The following is a 17603-nucleotide window of genomic DNA, read 5'->3' on the forward strand; positions in this document are numbered from 1 at the left end:
CAAGGGTCCTTAACGTGCGCCCATACGAGCGTGCGAGGGCCTACGGGGGTACGCGCGCAGGTTAGCTATGACAGGTGGTCTCACGGAATTTTGTGTCGGATTATCAAAGGGCACCTAACGTATTCGCTACGACCTCCCCGACCATTTCAGCTATCAGCTCGCCGTGCGTTGCACCGTAAAGAACCGCAACGGTGCCCATCAGCTTCCACGTGGCTTTCGACATAGCGATAGCCTTGAGGACGGCCAACCATGGTTTCTTGGCGGCCATAGCGGTCTCCTACGTGAAATGTGAGATTGAATGTGGATCATTGCCCTGCACATTTGGCATAGCAACGCATTGCACATGGGCTCAACTGAAAGTCCACCGGCTGGGGTAGACGCTCAGGTCAGCCCACAAGGCCCGTGAAGGGCCCTATGGATGCTGCGAGTGTTACGACTTGGCGACCACGCAAGTGATCAACGGGAACGCTACGGTCTCAACCTGAAGTTTCTCAGTAGGGTCCGCTGGGTTCGCCAGCTTCAGCTTGACCTTGGCCTGAGCCATTACGTCAGCGATACCGGTGATTTCGATGTCCCAGCCTTGGATGCTTGAGTTACGGGTCGAGTGCAGTTGCCATACGTCACCATCATTACCTTGACGGAACGACAGGGAGGCAAAGCCTTTAGGCAACATGAAGATGCCACGGTTAGTGCCCGAGTAGAACTGAGTACGGCAGCCCAACAGGTCCTCAATGTCGTCCACGCCTGCACGATGGGCAGCACGCTCCAAGACACCTTGTTCCGATTGGTGCATCAGCAACACGAACTCACTCAGGGAGTTACCCACCGATTGGTTCATGGAGACCGTAAGGATGTCGATCAGGTCCTCAGCACGCTCACGAGGGAGCTTTGAAGGGTCCTTAACGGAGACCTTATGGGTACTTGGGGATTTGATCAGGATGTCAGCGATAGTTGAACCACAGTCCTTCTCAAAGTCCTTCATCCATTTGTCCATCATCTGGCCCAGCGAGTGGGACGTAAAGCCAGCGACCAAGTGAGCATCCAACAGGGTCACACGAGAAGAGAACAGCGCAGCAGTATCAGTCGGCTCAGTGAAGATCACGTCACCCACAATAGCTTCGCCCTTGCTGATCTTAGAGCGGTCATAGATCGACTGGCGTGGGTCGAACTCAATGGTGCGATTAGCCATGTTGACCAGTTGAACCGGAGTTGGCTCAGTGCCCTTAGGGCGGATCTCACAGGGGATAGAGTCATGGGCAATAGCAGCCCAATCACCACCATTGAAGTGATCGTCAAGGGCGTCCGTAATGGCCTCAACGGCAACACTCACGTCAGTGGTCTGAGCGGTAGTCGATGCCTGAGTGTTGAACTGGATGTTCCCACCATGACCCCAAGAGGCTTCATCGAAGTGGGTCACAGGGGTCTGACGGTCACGGGCGTCACGGTGGTCGGTAGTCTTGGAATTGATCATAGGGTACTCCTTAAGAAAGTCGGGAAAGGTTCAAAGGGACGCCAGCAAGGGCCAGCGTCACCAGAGGTAAAACAATGTTGGTCAGAAGGTCACCCACGGGTTACTCCCCGGAGTTCCAAGTGGATCGACCATTGGCAGCACGGATTGCAGCACCACGGGCACGCATCTCTTCCTCACGGGCCTCACGCTTAGCACGACGACGAGCGACCTCAAGGTCACTTGGAGTCGCATACGAGGCCACACGCTCAGCATGTTCACGGGCTTCCTGAAGACGCTTTGCCTCGTAGGCACGTCGCTCGGCGCGCTCATTGGCCACGCTACGGGCAATCTCAGGGAACGCCTTAACGGACAGTTCAGCGTCCATGTACTGTTCAACGATAGAGCTTTGCTTGGCGAAGTTACGACCACAGCCAGCGAGCAGACCTGACAACATCACACCTTCAGCGAAGGCGATAGTTACGGTTTGACCTTGAACTTCAACAGTCTCAGAAGTTTTGTTTTGGATATTCAGTTGCATAGTAGTGTCTCCTATTAGACACATAAGGAAGACCTGCCGCATAGGCGCACAGAGACCAGAGGCAAAGGAGAAGCCGCTCTGTGTCCTCAGGTCTTTCTTATGGGTTCTGGTTTTGGGTTGGGTTAGGTTCTTTGGTGGATCTTGCGGGAACCTGTAAGCCGATGGCGGACGGCAAAAGTCGGTAAGGAAATTACTCTTCCTCCTATGGGTGAGGGTTTTAAACTGCCATGTGTATAAAGGGGATAAGGACCCGCCACGGTCCCTATAAGTTACTTGGTGGTATCAATGCCCCAGTCTTCAAACAGCTCAGCGGTCACCCGTTGGGATACAGGGTCGCAAGGGACGCACGATGGTCCTCACGGTGAGTTAGGGCGATGATCGACATCAGCACACGTTCATCTATTTCAATTGCCTTAGCGGCACGGCCACGGCCATCACGGCGGTCGATCTCACGGGCCAGCCAATAGGACCCCACAACGGGAGTCCGATGGGACCACATACGGTTGCCGCCTGAGACAACCAAGCATTCGACCAGACCAGCGCTTTCAAGGCGGTCCAGTACGTCAAGGGTCAAGGCGCGCATCTTGCTTTCTTCTCGGTCTACGGCGTTCGCCATTGCGAGTGTGTTAGTTGTTAAGTTCACTTGAAGGTTCTCCCAAGTTTTAACGTGTCGATAATGATTGGTTGTGTACGCACAAGCGGGACACTTAACGGGACCATAAGGACAGCATCTAAACTCAGGTCTGATTCAATGATCAGGTCTACGAGTTTCAGCAGAACAGGATTGGTCGCGGTCAGGTGTTGACGAAGTAGCATTAAGTTGACCCCATAACCTTCAGAGTCCTTAAGTGGAGGTCGCTGGCGCGGCGCTTGCCAAACGTGACGCAGCGCAATGAGTCGACCCCGAGTTACCGGGGATGCAGCGATATGGTTAAGGCGTTCTATAAAGGTCATGTCAAGGTTCTCCTTAATGACTGGCGGGTTAGTATGTCCGGCGTTGTTGGCGAGCCTTACGGTCACGCTCAGTGCGTGTGAGGACCTCACGGATGGTCCCAAGGGATGCACCTTCAAGGTCCAACTTCAGGAACAGGAACAGTCGGGAACGCTCAGCCCTCGACAGGATTCCTTTACGGGTGTTGTATTGGGCATAGCGGTATTCGTTAGCGGTCATGGTCAGGTTTCTCCTGTATAGGTGAGGGTTATTAGACTTTTCGTGTCGTCTACTCAAAGAAAGCCCCAAGGCATAAGGGCCTCAGGGCAGTCTTAGGGTGTGACTCAAAGTTTGGTTGCAATATCGAACACGGTTTGACCATTGGAGCCTTCACCTGTAATGGCGACCACAAAGCCATCCTCATCCAGCACAGGGCGAACCTTGAGGTGATCCTTAAGGGCCTTGGCGATTAACTCAGACTTAGGTTGCAGCCACTCGGTGAGACCCTTGTGGGTGATCCTGAAGAGGTGACCGGTCAGCTTCACAGCTTTGTTACGCTGGTTGACAGCCTTGGCGTGACCCCGCTCGATGTACTTCGGGTGTATCTCTGTAAGGCCCTCAGAGGTCCGTACAAGGCCCTTAGCTTTGAACATTGCCAACACCTTGTCGGGGTGCTCAACGTCTGCCAGTCGGCAAGCCTCGCGCCACGTATAGCCCTCTCGGGTCCCTTTACGGGTGTGTTCAGCATATGCCGGAGCCATCATGTCCACACGTGACTGAAGGTCAATAAGAGTGTCAGTAATTGCCTGAGACCCAAACGCAGGGTTTGCAGCCAATTCAAGTTCAATCCATCGACCGATAATCGTGTAACGCAGTGAAGTGTCGTAGCCAGTAATGACGGTGAAGACCATCTGTTTGTTTAGGACCAACATCCGTTTATCGCGTTTGTATGCGTCTTGATAAATAGCCTCAGTTGCCCCGATAGATGCCCTCAAATCTGAGGCCATCTTTCCAGTGACCAATTCAATGGCTCGGTCAGCATCTCGCAGAACGTTGTCATGACGCTTGCCAGTCATGGCTGCAATTTCAACGGTGCTCATGGTGATTTCGTTCATAGTATTAAGCATTAGAGTTTCCTTTTTGAATGCTCCCTGAGTTCGCACCCATTACCGACCACCAAGGCCCCTCTACGGGCATCGGTAACGGCTCAAGGAACATTCAGAAAGACTTGGTGATATGGGAGACCTTGCGACAGGTCGTTTGGTTGAGGTCGAGAATGTGTGTGCATCCTTCCCTGTATAGGTGAGGGTTTTAAAGTCAGTCAGGTTTTGGACCCGATTGGATCTTCTGGTCACGTTCTGGACCGGGCAGTCACCTCGGTGGGAGACCCAAATACCACTAATGGAACTTAGCGGTAACTTTAAGTTGCTGTTTAATTGTGTTCGATAGAACCAATGTACTTATCTTAAAGGGTCTATAAGTTCTTTAAGTGCTCTTACTTAATGATTTATATAATGATTAATATAATGATTAATATAAGAGTTAATATAAAGGGATCTTTAAGTAAAAGGCCCCGTTAACCATGCGATCAGTAACAGGAGGCCCAAACCTGTTAAAGGTCAATCACACCCTCTTCAGGGCAGACAGACAGAATCGCTATGGTGGTCCTCAGTGCTGGACCCAACGATCTCCCTCAGGAGCGTTGCTTAGGTGCTTGATCGTCTGGATATGGTGGTCACTGTACGATCAAGCCTTGCTCAGCTCAGCAACCTTTGTGGTCACTGGCTGGCACTGGTAGGGGAACCGCTATGGGTCTTCCTCCTATGGGTGAGGGTTTAAAAACAGATTGTGCATAAGCATGGGACAGACACAAAGAAGGGCACCCTAAGGCACCCTTCAGTATCCACCGTGACTATTGGTCAGCTATCAGTCATCTTTCCGAACCACACTCAGGGCCTTTACGATCCTGTCAAGGTCTATTCCAGCGACCCTCGAATCAGCCTTCTGATAATGCCTCAATCAGAGCTTCGGCCATTCGTTTTACCTCAACCGCACTCCCAGCCCCGTACAGGTCATAACTGATCGACCCCGAGGCGTGCCCCAAGATGGACTCAGCGGTCCCCACAGGCACTTCAGCGGCCTTCAGGGCACCGGCCAGAGAGTGACGCAACGAGTGGAAGGTCTGGGTCCGATCAGCTTTCAAGCTCAAGACATCCCGTAGCGCCCCATTAAGCACGTTCGAGAACTGACCAGCTCCCAAGGTGAACAGGCGAGAGTCGGCCTTCCTGACAAACTCAAGGAACGCCTTAAGGTCAAACCCGTAGGCACCGTCAGTCAACGGTACGACACGCAGAGCATTCTTGGTCTTGGCTGTCTTGCCATCGTTCCTATTGATGTCGATGACCCACACGTCCCCAACCTGCTTAACGTCATCCTCGGTCAACTGCCTCAGTTCCTCAATACGGGTCCCAGTGATCACCCCGAGGGACAACGCCCAGCGCTGCCAAGCGTCCACTGGAAGCGACTTAGCGTGAGCCATCAGGGCCTTTACCTGATCCTGAGAGAGCGCCTCACGGGAGCTGTCAGCACCTTTCGTTGGCTTCAGACCCTTATCGAAACTCTTGTCGAGATAGCCGTTATTCACAGCCCAATCCATGACGGTCGATAGCCGGGTCAGCACCTTCTTAACCGTTGAAGGCTTACGGACCTCAAGGAGCTTGTCCCTCAGATTCTTCATGTCCTCCCGTGTGTGGGTCTTCATGTCCAAGTCGCCAAGGATCACGCCGATAGCCTCACACGATGACTTCACGTCCCGCATGGTGCTGGCCTGAATGCTGTCTTTGCGCTCCTCCATGTAGAGCGCAGAAAGGGACTTGAAGGTAAGACCCGAAGAAGCGTTTACAGATGAAGGCAAGGAGAGGGCCAAAGACATGCCACAAGTTTCTTCGTTGAGGTCCTTCACGATCTCGACCAGTTTTCCCGACCGTCCGCGCATACGCTCCTGTGAGGCATCAAGGATCTCAAGTGCCTTACTCACTGCCCGTTGCTGATTGATGCTCAGGGGCAGCTTTGCGGATGCCTTACGAAGCGCCAAGTGATGCTCATCGTTGATCATCTCGTAAGCGACCAGCGAGCTATCACCGTGTGCCATCGTCAGGTTGTATTCAGCGAACTCAATCAAGCGCTCACGGAGTTCGTCCCATGACGCCTCAGGGTTGTCCAAGTGGTAAGCCTTGAGAGTCGAAAGGATGTCGTCGGAGATGGTCATTGCGGTGGCCTTGTCGGTAGTCCTGAGTGACAGCGTGAAGAAGCCCTTAAGGGTTCCTTGAGGGCGAAGGCGAAGGTAATAGCGACCAGACCGGCGATAGTGGTACGGCTTGGCGAGCGCAGTTTGTAACAGGTTTGTCCCACTTGGGGAGCGGTGGTTGACGGTCATCGGCTGAAACCCCTGTATCCATTGGGTTTAGCCTCATAGGGTCGAGTTCTACAGCAACTATAAAGTCAGCCGCGACTTGATCGAGTTGCGCAACCTGGCGCAAGTGGCCGAACTGATGATCCGCAGCGCGATGGCCAGAAAGGAGTCGCGCGGCCTGCATTACACACTCGACTACCCGCACATGCTGCCCGAGGCACTGGACACTATTCTGGTGCCAGCCACCTACGCCGACTGAACTTGAGCCGCACGCGCAGGCGCCGGTGCTGATCGGGCGCCAGCGCGTCGCAGGGTATGCAAGCCGCACGCACCCAACGCTCGCCTCGAAGACTAAAACGCACAATCACCAACGCAGGCAACGCGACACTGTCGCGACGCAGTTGAACAGCCTGCCAACCGTTAGCGCGACTCCACAACTGCCAACCCTCAGCATTACGCCGCAAGCCGCTAATGGCCGCGGGATGGGTCAGGCGGATATGCCGTGGCCACACCCAAACCCCGTGGCTCAAACACACAAAAGCCCCCAGCACTTGAGCCCAGGCAGGTATAGAAAGAAGGCAGATTGCGATCAGCGCCAGCGTCTGGGCTGCAAGATACGCCGCCAGCAAGTGCCCGGAAGCACGCCAGCGGCATTCGAAAAAATTACTTGGGCTGGACACGATCCAGGATCATGCGAACCATGCGCTGCAACTCCGGGTCTTCGGACTCGCTGCGCTCCATAAACCAGCCGAACATGTCCTGGTCTTCGCACTCAAGCAGCTTGCGATAGCACTCGCGGTCTACGTCGTTCAGCGTGGCGTATACCTCTTTGACGAAAGGCACCAACAGCACGTCAAGTTCAAGCATGCCGCGGCGGCTGTGCCAGTAAAGACGATTGAGTTCAACATCTTCGACCATGGAGCGCTCCTCAAATAGTGCGCAAGTATACAGACCGTTCTGCCAGAGACCAGTCGGCTTTGGTCGGTCTCCACCGGTCCTACGCGAACTATCCATTTGCAGAACGCACCTCTATGATGTGTCCCAGACTTTTTGACCTGCGATGAACCATGGCCGACTCTGCTTTTTTCTGCACCCTGACGCACGAAGGCGTGCTTGCTGTTCGCGGCAATGACGCGAGCAAGTTTTTACAGGGGCAGTTGACCTGCAACCTCAATTACTTGAGCGACACGCGCGCAAGCCTCGGCGCCCGCTGCACGCAAAAAGGCCGGATGCAATCGAGTTTCCGCATCGTCCTTCAGCCCGACGGCTGCTTGCTGGCGATGGCCCGCGAACTGGTAGAACCACAATTGGCCGACCTGAAAAAGTACGCCGTGTTTTCAAAGTCCACGCTTACCGATGACAGCACTAACTGGGTGCGTTTTGGCCTGGTACAGGCCGACCACGTGCTTGCGAGCCTGGGCCTGCACCTGCCTGCCGACACCGACAGCGTAGCGCGCGCCAACGACTTGATCGCGGTTCGCGCCTCTGAAGGCCGTACCGAACTGTGGGCGCCTGCCGAGCAGGCGCCCACCCTGACTCGCCAACTGGAGGCTCAGTTGCCTCAAGCCGAGCTTAATGATTGGCTACTGGGCCAAATCCGCGCCGGTATCGGCCAAGTCATGGCGCAAACCCGCGAGCTGTTTATCCCGCAAATGATCAACCTGCAGGCAGTGGGCGGCGTGAGCTTCAAAAAAGGCTGCTACACGGGTCAGGAGATCGTTGCGCGCATGCAGTATCTGGGCAAGCTCAAACGCCACCTCTACCGCCTGTCGCTTACAGGCAATGACGTGCCATTACCGGGAACTCCGCTGTTTGCCCCCACTCATAGCAGCGCCATTGGCGAAGTGGTGATCGGCGCCCGAAGCGAACACGGTGTTGAATTACTGGCCGTTCTGCAAGCCGAAGCGGCGCAGTCAGGCGATGTGCATGTCGGTGATTTACAAGGGCCTGCGCTGTCGCTGATGGACCTGCCCTATCAACTGGACCGTGATCGCGAGATCCAGCGCTAATTGCCGTACCTTGAAACCCCCAGAGAACAGAAATGAGCACGTTGGCGCATAAAGTCCAAAAGGATTTGATTCAGGCTATTGATAAAGATGACCTGGTTCTGCCCACGCTACCCGAAGTAGCCTTGAACATCCGCAAGGCCGCTGAAAACCCTGATATCAGTGTCAGTCATTTAAGCAAAGTCATTGGCCGTGACACCGCGCTGTCTGCCCGCCTGATTAAAGTGGTTAACAGTCCGCTGTTGCGCGCCACTCAGGAAGTCACCGACCTGCACACAGCCATTACGCGCCTGGGGGTCAATTACAGCAGCAACCTGGCCATCGGGCTGGTCATGGAGCAAATCTTCCATGCACGCTCTGACGTGGTCGAACAGAAAATGCGCGAGGTGTGGCGTCAAAGCCTGGAAATCGCTGGCATCTGTTATGCCTTGTGCAGACGCTACACCCAACTGAAACCGGATCAGGCTGCACTGGGCGGTCTGGTTCATCAAATTGGGGTGCTGCCGATTCTGACCTACGCCGAAGAGCACAACGAACTGCTCTCGGACCCGGTGTCGCTCAATCACGTCATCGAAAACATCCACCCCTTGATCGGCGACAAACTGCTCAGCGTGTGGGAGTTCCCTGAAATGCTGGTCAAGCTACCCGGCCAGTACCTGGACTTCACGCGCAATTCAGACAACCTCGATTACATTGATCTGGTGCAAATCGCTACGGTGTTCACCCATCAAAATGACCATTGCGCCATTGCCAAGGTTGAACTGAACGCATTGCCCTCCTTCAAGAAACTGGGCCTGGATGCCATGAGCGCCAAGCTGCACGATGAATTGAACACCGCCCGCAGCATGTTTATCTGACGTCACTGCGCGCCACCGTCGCAGGCACAAAACTGACCCGCACTTTCAGCCCCCCCTGCGCGCCATCGTGCAGGGTGATCTGCGCCACATGTGCGCGACAGATCTCACCCACAATCGCCAACCCCAGCCCCGAGCCTGCAACCATCGGGTTTCGGCGATAAAACCGCTCAAATACGCGCTCGCGGTCTTCATAGGGAATGCCCGGCCCATCGTCTTCAACTTCCAGCACCGCCGGCTCGATGACGCGCAATATCACATTGCCGCCGACCGGGGTGTGGGCCAATGCGTTGTCCATCAGGTTGCTGAGTAACTCATTGAGCAATGTCGGCTCACCGTGCATCCACACCGGGTGTTCGGCCTCAAGTGCTAACGCCACGCCACGCGCATGGGCCAGCGGCGCCATCGCCATGCCCAGTTCGCGTGCCAGTTGACTGAGGTCCAGTAATTGCGCGCCCCCTTCTGCAATCGCGCGCGCCCCGTTCTCAATACGCGCCAGCGACAGTAATTGATTGGCCAAATGCGTCAGCCGATCCGTGCCTTGCACCGCCTGCGCCAAGGTGCTGCGCCACGTATCCGGCTCATGGGCACGCAAGCCCAACTCCAACTGAGCCTTAAGCACGGCCAACGGTGTCCGTAACTCATGGGATGCATCGGCGATGAATTGCGCCTGGCGCTCAAACTGACCGCGCAGACGCTCAGTGAAATGATTGAGGGCTTGTACCAGCGGCCACAACTCGCGCTGCACCGGGACCCGTGGCAAGGGCCGCAAATCATCCGGCTCGCGCTCCTCCACGGCGGTGCGCAAACGCTCCAATGGCCGCAACGCCGCACTGACCGCAAACCACACCACCAGCAAAGCGCCCAGGCCCAGCATGCCCAGGCGCAACAAGGTGTCGGCCATCAGGCTGCGCGCCATCGATACGCGCGCCTCATCGGTTTCAGCCACCCGGATCTCGGCCATGCCGTTCATGTTGGGTTCGCTCACCGCTTTGAGCAAGCTGACCACACGCACGTTCTGCCCCAAGTATTGAGCGTCATAAAAACGCGCCAGCGCCGGGTAATCGTCGGTGCGTAAAGTACCCGGCGGGGGGCCGGGCAGATGCTCGTAGCCGGAGATCAGACGCTGATGAATATCGTTGACCTGGTAATAGATACGTCCCGCGCTGTCGTAGGCAAACGTATCGAGTGCAACGTAAGGCACGTCGGCACTCAGGCTGCCATCGCGCTGCGACAGCCCCGCCGCAATGGTACGCGCAGACGCCAGCAGCGTTCGGTCATAGGCGGTGTCAGCGGCTTCGCGGCCATTGAAGTAGGCACTCAAACTGCTCGCCAGCATCAACACCACCAACAGCAACGTCAGGTGCCACAGCAGTCGCCAGCGCAAGCTGTCGAGTTTACGCATCACGGCTTTCCAGCAAGTAACCCAGGCCACGGAAGGTCACAATCGCAACTTTCTGGGCATCCAGTTTTTTACGCAGCCGATGCACATAGATTTCAATCGCGTCGGGGCTGGCTTCTTCATCCAGGCCAAACACCTGGGCGGCCAATTGTTCCTTGCTCATGACCCGCCCGGGACGCGCAATCAGCGCCTCCAGCACTGCCTGCTCGCGCGACGTCAGGGTCACAAGCTCATCGCCCAGCGTGAAGCGCCGCGTCTCAAGGTCGTAGACCAGCGCGCCACACCGCTGCTGACGCTCGCCGCCCAATACGCTGCGGCGCAGCAACGCCTTGACCCGCGCCTCAAGCTCAGTCAGCTCAAAGGGTTTGGCCAGATAATCATCCGCCCCTAAATTAAGCCCGTGCACGCGGTCCTTGACGTCGCTGCGCGCGGTCAGCATCAACACGGGAAGGGTTTTACCGCGCGCGCGCAAACGGGCAAGCACCTCGAAACCATCCATGCGTGGCAACCCTACATCCAGAATCACCACGGCATATTCTTCGCTGGCCAGCGCCAAATCGGCCGCCACGCCATCGTGCAAAACATCCACCGTCAAACCGGTACTTTTCAACACTTGAGCAACACTGTCCGCCAGCTGTGGCTGGTCTTCGACCAAAAGCACGCGCATGGGATCATCCTCATTATTTTTATTGGGACCTGCCCACATGCCGCCTCTTTTAAGTACGGCTGAACAGCCTCAGGCCCTGCGTTTCTTTGCGCGGAGTGTACAGACGCCTGCAAGGCTGTGAAGTCAGAAAAAGGATGAAACGGGATGAACGGCGGTTGAAAGGTTGGCGAAAGGTTCGCCCACTAGGATCGTGAAATGGGCAGTTACAACTACCCGTGCCCTGAATGCCGTAGCAACCCGAAAAACGCCTCGAAGCGTTTTCGCCAATAAGAACAATAATGGAGCACCTCTTCATGCCGGCTTTACAGCCTCGGGCCACCTGGCCTGTCCGTTTACTTCGTATTCGCCAATTCACCTCGATCGGTACAGTCATGGGCCTGACCCACAGGCTCTGTCGCCCCGCGTTAAGCGTGCGCGTCGGTCAAACCCGGCTGCTCGTGCGATAGGGCCCGCCCTTCTTCTAAAAACAACAACTCCCCTGGAGACAACATGAATCCATCACTGCGCGCCGTTGCTCTTGCTGCCAGCTGCCTGTTGTTCGCTGGCCCCTCCATCGCCGAACCCAAACGCCCGGAGTGCATTGCCCCAGCCTCCCCCGGTGGCGGTTTTGACTTGACCTGCAAGCTGGCGCAAAGCGCGCTGGTGAACGAAAAACTGCTCAGCAAACCCATGCGCGTCACCTACATGCCGGGCGGCGTGGGCGCGGTGGCTTACAACGCCGTGGTTGCCCAACGACCCGGCGATGCAGGCACGCTGGTAGCGTGGTCCAGTGGCTCGTTGCTCAATTTGGCCCAAGGGAAATTTGGGCGCTTTGATGAGGGTGCCGTGCGCTGGCTTGCAGCCGTCGGCACCAGCTACGGCGCGATTGCCGTGAAAAGCGACTCGCCGTACAAGAACCTCGACGATCTGGTTAAAGCCCTCAAAGCAGACCCTAGCAAAGTGGTCATCGGCTCCGGCGGTACCGTCGGCAGCCAGGACTGGATGCAAACTGCGCTCATCGCCAAAGCCGCCGGGATCAACCCGCGTGACTTGCGCTACGTCGCGCTCGAAGGCGGTGGTGAAATCGCCACAGCGTTGTTGGGCGGGCACATTCAGGTGGGCAGTACGGACATTTCCGACTCCATGCCGCACATCCAAAGCGGTGATATGCGCATCCTCGCCGTGTTCTCCAAAGAGCGCCTGGACGAACCGGAGATGAAAAACATCCCGACCGCCAAAGAGCAGGGCTACGACATCGTGTGGCCTGTGGTGCGCGGTTTCTATCTGGGGCCAAAAGTCAGCGACGAAGACTACGCGTGGTGGAAAAACGCCTTCGACACCCTGTTGGCCTCTGAAGAGTTCGCCACCTTGCGCGATCAGCGCGAACTCTTTCCGTTCGCCATGACTGGCCCCGAGCTGGACACCTACGTCAAACAACAGGTGAGCGACTACAAAGTGCTGGCCAAAGAGTTCGGCCTGATCCAGTAACCGCCACTGCCAAAGAGCTGCGCTGCACACCCGCAGCGCGGCGCAGGAGTGAACCATGCTCTTACAACGCATTTTTGCCTCCGTGCTGCTATTGGCCTGCGTCGGCCTGGCGCTGATGGCCTGGCCGTATCAGGCGGCTTTTTCGTACGAACCCGTCGGCCCGCGCGCCTTTCCGCTGCTGATGCTGGGCCTGATGGGGCTGGGCCTGATCTACATGATCGTTCGCCCAACCCCGGTGGTGCACAGCGAAGACGACCCGAAACTGGACCGCGACACCCTGATCAAAATCGGCGCGTGCGTCGTGCTGCTGCTGATCTTTGCCGGCACCTTTGAGCCGCTGGGTTTCATCCTCAGCAGCATCCTGATTGGCATCCCGATGGCACGCCTGTACGGCGGGCGCTGGCTGCCCAGCGTGGCGATCATCAGCTTGATGAGCGTGGGGCTTTATCTGTTGTTCGATAAAGCGATGGATGTTCCGCTGCCCCTCGGCCTGCTCGACGTTCTGGAGAACTGATATGGATACTTTTGGCTATCTGGGCCAGGGCTTCGGCGTCGCGCTCAGCCCGTACAACCTGATCACTGCACTGTGCGGCACGTTGATCGGCACAGTGGTGGGGTTGCTGCCGGGGTTGGGCCCGATCAACGGGGTCGCGCTGCTAATTCCGATTGCCTTTGCGCTGGGGCTGCCGCCCGAATCCGCGCTGATTTTGCTGGCCGCGGTGTACCTGGGTTGTGAGTACGGCGGGCGGATCAGCTCGATCCTGCTGAACATTCCCGGCGAAGCGTCTACCGTAATGACCACTCTGGACGGTTATCCGATGGCCCGCAAAGGGTTGGCAGGTGTGGCGCTGTCGCTGTCGGCCTGGAGTTCGTTTATCGGCGCTTTTATCGCCACCTGCGGCATGGTGCTGTTTGCGCCGCTGCTGGCCAAATGGGCGATCGCCTTCGGACCCGCCGAGTATTTCGTGCTGATGGTGTTTGCGATCGTGTGCCTGGGCGGTATGGCAGGTGATCGACCGCTCAAAACCTTTATCGCCGCACTGATCGGCTTGTTTTTGTCGTGCGTGGGGATCGACGCCAACAGCGGTGTGTACCGCTTTACCGGCGATAACATCCACCTGACTGACGGCATTCAGTTCGTCGTGCTGGTGTTGGGGTTGTTCTCCATCAGCGAGATTCTCTTGCTGCTGGAAAAAACCCATCGCGGCCAGGAGGCGGTCAAGGCCACGGGCCGCATGATGTTCAACGTCAAAGAAGCGGCAGCGGTATTTGCCGTGAATATTCGCTGCGGCCTGCTCGGTTTCATCATGGGCGTGCTGCCCGGTGCGGGCGCGACATTGGCCAGCGCCGTGGCCTACATGACCGAAAAGCGTCTGGCGGGCACCACGGGTACATTCGGTGAAGGCGACATGCGCGGCCTGGCGGCCCCTGAAACTGCGATTGGTGCTTCGGCCTGTGGCGCTCTGGTGCCCATGCTGACGCTGGGTGTACCGGGTTCGGGCACCACCGCCGTGATGATCGGTGCGTTGTCGCTGTACAACATCACGCCCGGCCCCTTGTTGTTTCAACAACAGCCCGACATCGTCTGGGGCCTGATTGCGTCGTTGTTTATCGCCAACATCATGCTGGTGATCCTCAACATTCCGATGATCCGCATCTTCACCCGCATTCTTGCCGTGCCGAACTGGGCGCTGGTGCCGGTGATCGCGATCATTACCGCCATTGGTGTGTATGCGGTGCATGCCACCACCTTCGACCTGTTCCTGATGATCGGCATTGGCATCTTCGGTTACATCCTGCGCAAGCTCGACTTCCCGCTGTCGCCGGTGCTGCTGGGCTTCATTCTGGGTGGCCTGATGGAGCAGAACCTGCGCCGTGCGCTGTCGATTTCCAACGGTGCGCTGGACATTCTGTGGTCCAGCCCTATCACGTTGGGGGTGTGGGTGCTGACCAGCCTCATGTTGCTGCTGCCGATTGTGCGCATCTGGCGCAAACGCAGTGCTCAACGCCGTGCACTGGCCAATGCCTGAGGCCAGGTTCAAGCAGTGGTGGGCAACACCGCTGGTCGGTCTGGCCGGCGGTTACCTCGCCAGCCTGATCGGCTGGCCCCTGCCGTGGATGGTGGGGTCGTTGTTGGCAATCATCCTGGTGCGCTGCCTTAGCCCGTGGCAACTGGCCGAGATCCCGGGCGGGCGAAAGTGCGGGCAATGGATTGTCGGCATTGGTATCGGTCTGCATTTCACACCCGGGGTGATGGAACAGGTGCTCGCGCACTTCTGGCTGATTTTTTTGGGGGCGTTACTGACCAGCGTGTCGAGCATCATCAGCGTGTGGATCATGCGGCGCAGCGGCGAAGACCGAGCCACCGCCTTTTTCTCCAGCATGCCGGGCGGTTCTGGCGAAATGGTCAACCTTGGCGCACGCAACGGCGCGGTGCTGAGCCGCGTGGCTGCGGGCCAGAGTTTGCGGGTGCTGGCCGTGGTGCTGTGTGTGCCCGCCGCGTTCAAATACATGTTAGGTGGCGGCACACCGGCCTTGCACCCCGCCCCGGTTGATGTTTTTTGGCTGGCCGTGCTGTTTCCGGCGGGTGCCTTGCTGGCCTGGCTGTGGCAACGCTTGCGTCAGCCCAACCCGTGGTTGTTCGGACCACTGCTGATCAGCGCCAGCGTCAGTATCCTGTTCGACTTGCACACCGGCTTGCCCGAAGGCAGTAGTCAGGCAGGCCAATGGCTGATTGGCAGTGGTCTGGGGTGTCACTTCAATCGCGCGTTCTTTCGGCGCGCACCGTCGTTCATCGGGCGCACGCTGCTCGGTACAGCGCTGACAATGCTGATCGCCAGTGCCTGCGCCGTGGGTTTAAGTGCCCTCACCCAGCTGGACCTGCGCTCCATGACACTGGGCATGATGCCGGGCGGGATCGCGGAGATGAGCCTCACCGCCGAAGTGTTGCAACTGTCCGTGCCGTTGGTCACGGCGCTGCAAGTCATGCGTTTGCTGTTTGTATTGTTTCTCGCCGAACCCCTTTACCAATATTGGGTGCGACTTAAAGCCTGAAGGCTTGCCGCCCTGCCTCAAGCGTCAGGCAACTTCCAGTCAATGGGCGTCAGGCCGTTTTGCTCAAGAAACTTGTTGGTGCGGCTGAAGTGCCCGTTGCCGATAAATCCGCGATAGGCGGAAAGCGGCGAAGGGTGCACCGACGTCAGCACCAGATGTTTGGTGGCATCGATCAGTTTCTGTTTGCTCTGGGCATGGGCGCCCCACAACAAAAACACCAGTTTGGGCTGTTGCTCACTTACCACCTGAATAATCCGGTCGGTGAAGTGTTCCCAGCCTTTTTTGGCATGGGAGGCGGCATTGGCGCGCTCCACCGTCATGGTCGTGTTAAGCAGCAAAACCCCCTGCTGCGCCCATGACTGCAAACAGCCGTGCGGGGCGATGTCGATATTCAAGTCGCGTTTGAGTTCTTTATAAATGTTGACCAGCGACGGTGGTGCGGGCACGCCGGGTTGCACCGAAAAACACAATCCGTGCGCCTGACCGGGACCGTGATAGGGGTCCTGTCCCAAAATGACCACCTTGACCTGATCAAGCGGGGTCGAGTTCAGCGCGTTGAAAATCAGTGGGCCAGGCGGGTAGATCTCTTTGCCCGCCGCGTGCTCCTGGCGCAGGAACTCACGCAGATCGCCCATGTAGGGTTTTTCGAACTCATCACGCAATGCCTGCTTCCAGAGGGGTTCGATTTTTATACGGTCGTCCAGCGTCATGGCTATTACTCGAAAAACTAGGGTGCGGACACTAAAAAAGCGCGTCTGGCTTGTCAATGCAATCAGGGACGTGTGGTCGCCGCACATCATGGTTACGGCTTAAATGTTGTATAAAGATCGGCCTGAACCCTACGCGTTATGGCCCTCCCATGTCGACACCCAGCCTGTGCCCTGCCTGCGGCGCCAGCAACCAATGCGCGATGGTCGGCAATGATGAGCCATCCGCCAGCCCGTGCTGGTGCTTTGAGGTCACGATTGACCCCAACGTCATTGAGGCGCTTGCTCCCGAACTGCGCAATGCGACGTGCCTTTGCCCGCGCTGCGCCGGGGTGCTCAAGCAACTTGCTGCATCGAATGCAGGCGTCAGCCGTTAAGATGCGCTCCTGATTTTCATGTGATCGAAGGCTATGCGTTTAGACCGTTTCCTGAGCAACCTGCCGCAATTGAACCGCCAGCAAGTTCGCCTGTTGCTGATCGAAAAGCGCATTCAGGTGGATGGGCAGATCATCAGCGACCCGCATTATGAAGTGCGTGCGTTCAATCGCATCGAACTCGACGGGCAGACCCTGCAAGCCGGTAAAGCGGCGCGGTACTTCATGCTGCATAAACCGCCCGGCTGCGTCAGCGCCACCCAGGACCCGGAGCACCCAACGGTGCTCGATCTATTGAACGAGCCGGACAAGGAAGACCTGCACATTGCCGGGCGACTGGATTTCAACACCAGCGGGTTGATGCTCATTACCAACGATGGCCACTGGTCACGCCACGTGACCCAGCCAGAAACCAAGCTGCCCAAGGTGTATTACGTCGAAACGGAACAAACGATCAGCAGCGCGTATGCAACCACGTTCAAACAAGGCATTTACTTCGCCTACGAAGACCTCACTACCCTGCCCGCTGAGCTGCATGTGCTCAGTGCGCACAGCGCCCGGTTGAGCATCGTTGAAGGCCGCTACCACCAGATCAAACGCATGTTTGGTTACTTCAATAACAAAGTGCTGCGCCTGCACCGCGAAAGCATTGGAGCGCTGAGCCTCGATAAAGGGCTGGCACCCGGTGAGTATCGAGCGCTCAGCCCGCAAGAAATCGCCTTGTTTTAAACGTTGGGCCGT

At 57.1% G+C, this 17603-nt stretch carries 21 protein-coding genes and 1 pseudogene; 9 read left to right on the forward strand and 13 right to left on the reverse strand.

Going from position 1 to position 17603, the window contains the following annotated elements; translation table 11 throughout:
• Positions 1-103 precede the first annotated feature (103 nt).
• From GYN01_RS17615 to GYN01_RS17650, 8 genes are all read right to left on the reverse strand, one after another.
• Positions 104-268, reverse strand: a complete 165-nt coding sequence (locus tag GYN01_RS17615; RefSeq protein ID WP_157774110.1) for a hypothetical protein — start codon at positions 266-268, stop codon at positions 104-106.
• A 162-nt stretch (positions 269-430) separates the two neighbouring features.
• Positions 431-1471, reverse strand: a complete 1041-nt coding sequence (locus tag GYN01_RS17620) for a hypothetical protein (protein WP_047282976.1) — start codon at positions 1469-1471, stop codon at positions 431-433.
• Positions 1472-1571: 100 nt separating this feature from the next.
• Entirely contained in the window at positions 1572-1988 is a 417-nt protein-coding gene (locus GYN01_RS17625; protein WP_203307532.1) for a hypothetical protein, read from the reverse strand.
• A 313-nt stretch (positions 1989-2301) separates the two neighbouring features.
• Complete coding sequence (locus tag GYN01_RS17630) at positions 2302-2631, reverse strand: hypothetical protein (protein ID WP_203307533.1); 330 nt, start codon at positions 2629-2631, stop codon at positions 2302-2304.
• Complete coding sequence (locus GYN01_RS17635; protein ID WP_047282979.1) at positions 2628-2942, reverse strand: hypothetical protein; 315 nt, start codon at positions 2940-2942, stop codon at positions 2628-2630. Before GYN01_RS17635 ends, GYN01_RS17630 begins: the two co-directional genes overlap by 4 nt.
• Before the next feature lie 28 nt (positions 2943-2970).
• Positions 2971-3159: a hypothetical protein gene (locus tag GYN01_RS17640; RefSeq protein WP_047282980.1), complete on the reverse strand. Its 189-nt coding sequence runs from the start codon at positions 3157-3159 to the stop codon at positions 2971-2973.
• A gap of 104 nt (positions 3160-3263) precedes the next feature.
• Positions 3264-4046: a Rha family transcriptional regulator gene (locus tag GYN01_RS17645; RefSeq protein WP_203307534.1), complete on the reverse strand. Its 783-nt coding sequence runs from the start codon at positions 4044-4046 to the stop codon at positions 3264-3266.
• 869 nt (positions 4047-4915) lie between these two features.
• Complete coding sequence (locus tag GYN01_RS17650) at positions 4916-6355, reverse strand: tyrosine-type recombinase/integrase (RefSeq protein WP_203307535.1); 1440 nt, start codon at positions 6353-6355, stop codon at positions 4916-4918.
• A 43-nt stretch (positions 6356-6398) separates the two neighbouring features.
• On the opposite strand from GYN01_RS17650, the pseudogene GYN01_RS17655 reads away from it, so the two are divergent.
• Positions 6399-6590 (forward strand): annotated as a pseudogene (locus tag GYN01_RS17655) (L-aspartate oxidase); the annotation flags it as partial.
• On the opposite strand, the gene GYN01_RS17660 reads toward GYN01_RS17655, so the two are convergent.
• Together GYN01_RS17660 and GYN01_RS17665 are read right to left on the reverse strand one after the other, a co-directional pair.
• The gene (locus GYN01_RS17660; protein WP_203307536.1) at positions 6559-7011 is read right to left on the reverse strand and encodes a protein YgfX; all 453 of its coding nucleotides are present in this window, start codon (positions 7009-7011) and stop codon (positions 6559-6561) included. The pseudogene GYN01_RS17655 and the gene GYN01_RS17660 sit on opposite strands and share 32 nt — an antisense overlap.
• The gene (locus tag GYN01_RS17665; protein ID WP_048363403.1) at positions 6995-7249 is read right to left on the reverse strand and encodes an FAD assembly factor SdhE; all 255 of its coding nucleotides are present in this window, start codon (positions 7247-7249) and stop codon (positions 6995-6997) included. The genes GYN01_RS17660 and GYN01_RS17665 overlap by 17 nt, the downstream gene beginning before the upstream one ends.
• Before the next feature lie 149 nt (positions 7250-7398).
• Between GYN01_RS17665 and ygfZ the strand changes: the two genes are divergently transcribed.
• Positions 7399-8340: a CAF17-like 4Fe-4S cluster assembly/insertion protein YgfZ gene (gene ygfZ / locus GYN01_RS17670; protein WP_048363402.1), complete on the forward strand. Its 942-nt coding sequence runs from the start codon at positions 7399-7401 to the stop codon at positions 8338-8340.
• Positions 8341-8372: 32 nt separating this feature from the next.
• Complete coding sequence (locus GYN01_RS17675) at positions 8373-9194, forward strand: HDOD domain-containing protein (protein ID WP_048363401.1); 822 nt, start codon at positions 8373-8375, stop codon at positions 9192-9194.
• On the opposite strand, the gene GYN01_RS17680 is transcribed toward GYN01_RS17675, so the two are convergent.
• On the reverse strand, positions 9187-10596 hold the full coding sequence (locus GYN01_RS17680; RefSeq protein WP_048363400.1) for a sensor histidine kinase: 1410 nt from the start codon (positions 10594-10596) through the stop codon (positions 9187-9189). The two genes, GYN01_RS17675 and GYN01_RS17680, sit on opposite strands and share 8 nt — an antisense overlap.
• Positions 10589-11260, reverse strand: a complete 672-nt coding sequence (locus tag GYN01_RS17685) for a response regulator (RefSeq protein ID WP_048363694.1) — start codon at positions 11258-11260, stop codon at positions 10589-10591. The genes GYN01_RS17680 and GYN01_RS17685 overlap by 8 nt, the downstream gene beginning before the upstream one ends.
• Positions 11261-11749: 489 nt before the next feature.
• Here GYN01_RS17685 and GYN01_RS17690 point away from each other — a divergent pair, with 489 nt between their 5' ends.
• Genes GYN01_RS17690 through GYN01_RS17705 form a run of 4 tightly spaced genes read left to right on the forward strand, consistent with a single transcriptional unit; the run spans position 11750 to position 15781 of the window.
• Positions 11750-12727: a Bug family tripartite tricarboxylate transporter substrate binding protein gene (locus tag GYN01_RS17690; protein ID WP_048363399.1), complete on the forward strand. Its 978-nt coding sequence runs from the start codon at positions 11750-11752 to the stop codon at positions 12725-12727.
• A gap of 55 nt (positions 12728-12782) precedes the next feature.
• Complete coding sequence (locus GYN01_RS17695) at positions 12783-13241, forward strand: tripartite tricarboxylate transporter TctB family protein (protein ID WP_048399952.1); 459 nt, start codon at positions 12783-12785, stop codon at positions 13239-13241.
• A 1-nt stretch (position 13242) separates the two neighbouring features.
• Entirely contained in the window at positions 13243-14757 is a 1515-nt protein-coding gene (locus tag GYN01_RS17700) for a tripartite tricarboxylate transporter permease (protein ID WP_203307537.1), read from the forward strand.
• Positions 14750-15781, forward strand: coding sequence for an AbrB family transcriptional regulator (locus GYN01_RS17705; protein ID WP_048399956.1), 1032 nt, complete (start codon positions 14750-14752; stop codon positions 15779-15781). The genes GYN01_RS17700 and GYN01_RS17705 overlap by 8 nt, the downstream gene beginning before the upstream one ends.
• A 17-nt stretch (positions 15782-15798) precedes the next feature.
• On the opposite strand, the gene ung is transcribed toward GYN01_RS17705, so the two are convergent.
• Positions 15799-16491, reverse strand: coding sequence for a uracil-DNA glycosylase (gene ung / locus GYN01_RS17710; RefSeq protein WP_203307538.1), 693 nt, complete (start codon positions 16489-16491; stop codon positions 15799-15801).
• A 149-nt stretch (positions 16492-16640) separates the two neighbouring features.
• Between ung and GYN01_RS17715 the strand changes: the two genes are divergently transcribed.
• Together GYN01_RS17715 and GYN01_RS17720 are read left to right on the forward strand one after the other, a co-directional pair.
• The gene (locus GYN01_RS17715; RefSeq protein WP_048399960.1) at positions 16641-16865 is read left to right on the forward strand and encodes a cysteine-rich CWC family protein; all 225 of its coding nucleotides are present in this window, start codon (positions 16641-16643) and stop codon (positions 16863-16865) included.
• Positions 16866-16898: 33 nt separating this feature from the next.
• On the forward strand, positions 16899-17591 hold the full coding sequence (locus GYN01_RS17720) for a pseudouridine synthase (protein ID WP_203307539.1): 693 nt from the start codon (positions 16899-16901) through the stop codon (positions 17589-17591).
• Positions 17592-17603: the final 12 nt, after the last annotated feature.

The organism is Pseudomonas weihenstephanensis (assembly GCF_016812185.1).
Lineage (GTDB): Bacteria > Pseudomonadota > Gammaproteobacteria > Pseudomonadales > Pseudomonadaceae > Aquipseudomonas > Aquipseudomonas weihenstephanensis.

Bases quoted from the DNA above. Each gene is read 5' to 3' on its own strand.
- ung (WP_203307538.1), bottom strand. From the start codon at position 16,491: ATGACGCTGGACGACCGTATAAAAATCGAACCCCTCTGGAAGCAGGCA.
- GYN01_RS17675 (WP_048363401.1), top strand. From the start codon at position 8,373: ATGAGCACGTTGGCGCATAAAGTCCAAAAGGATTTGATTCAGGCTATT.
- GYN01_RS17680 (WP_048363400.1), bottom strand. From the start codon at position 10,596: ATGCGTAAACTCGACAGCTTGCGCTGGCGACTGCTGTGGCACCTGACG.
- ygfZ (WP_048363402.1), top strand. From the start codon at position 7,399: ATGGCCGACTCTGCTTTTTTCTGCACCCTGACGCACGAAGGCGTGCTT.
- GYN01_RS17695 (WP_048399952.1), top strand. From the start codon at position 12,783: ATGCTCTTACAACGCATTTTTGCCTCCGTGCTGCTATTGGCCTGCGTC.
- GYN01_RS17625 (WP_203307532.1), bottom strand. From the start codon at position 1,988: ATGCAACTGAATATCCAAAACAAAACTTCTGAGACTGTTGAAGTTCAA.
- GYN01_RS17685 (WP_048363694.1), bottom strand. From the start codon at position 11,260: ATGCGCGTGCTTTTGGTCGAAGACCAGCCACAGCTGGCGGACAGTGTT.
- GYN01_RS17620 (WP_047282976.1), bottom strand. From the start codon at position 1,471: ATGATCAATTCCAAGACTACCGACCACCGTGACGCCCGTGACCGTCAG.
- GYN01_RS17635 (WP_047282979.1), bottom strand. From the start codon at position 2,942: ATGACCTTTATAGAACGCCTTAACCATATCGCTGCATCCCCGGTAACT.
- GYN01_RS17615 (WP_157774110.1), bottom strand. From the start codon at position 268: ATGGCCGCCAAGAAACCATGGTTGGCCGTCCTCAAGGCTATCGCTATG.
- GYN01_RS17705 (WP_048399956.1), top strand. From the start codon at position 14,750: ATGCCTGAGGCCAGGTTCAAGCAGTGGTGGGCAACACCGCTGGTCGGT.
- GYN01_RS17720 (WP_203307539.1), top strand. From the start codon at position 16,899: ATGCGTTTAGACCGTTTCCTGAGCAACCTGCCGCAATTGAACCGCCAG.
- GYN01_RS17690 (WP_048363399.1), top strand. From the start codon at position 11,750: ATGAATCCATCACTGCGCGCCGTTGCTCTTGCTGCCAGCTGCCTGTTG.
- GYN01_RS17665 (WP_048363403.1), bottom strand. From the start codon at position 7,249: ATGGTCGAAGATGTTGAACTCAATCGTCTTTACTGGCACAGCCGCCGC.
- GYN01_RS17715 (WP_048399960.1), top strand. From the start codon at position 16,641: ATGTCGACACCCAGCCTGTGCCCTGCCTGCGGCGCCAGCAACCAATGC.
- GYN01_RS17640 (WP_047282980.1), bottom strand. From the start codon at position 3,159: ATGACCGCTAACGAATACCGCTATGCCCAATACAACACCCGTAAAGGA.
- GYN01_RS17650 (WP_203307535.1), bottom strand. From the start codon at position 6,355: ATGACCGTCAACCACCGCTCCCCAAGTGGGACAAACCTGTTACAAACT.
- GYN01_RS17645 (WP_203307534.1), bottom strand. From the start codon at position 4,046: ATGCTTAATACTATGAACGAAATCACCATGAGCACCGTTGAAATTGCA.
- GYN01_RS17700 (WP_203307537.1), top strand. From the start codon at position 13,243: ATGGATACTTTTGGCTATCTGGGCCAGGGCTTCGGCGTCGCGCTCAGC.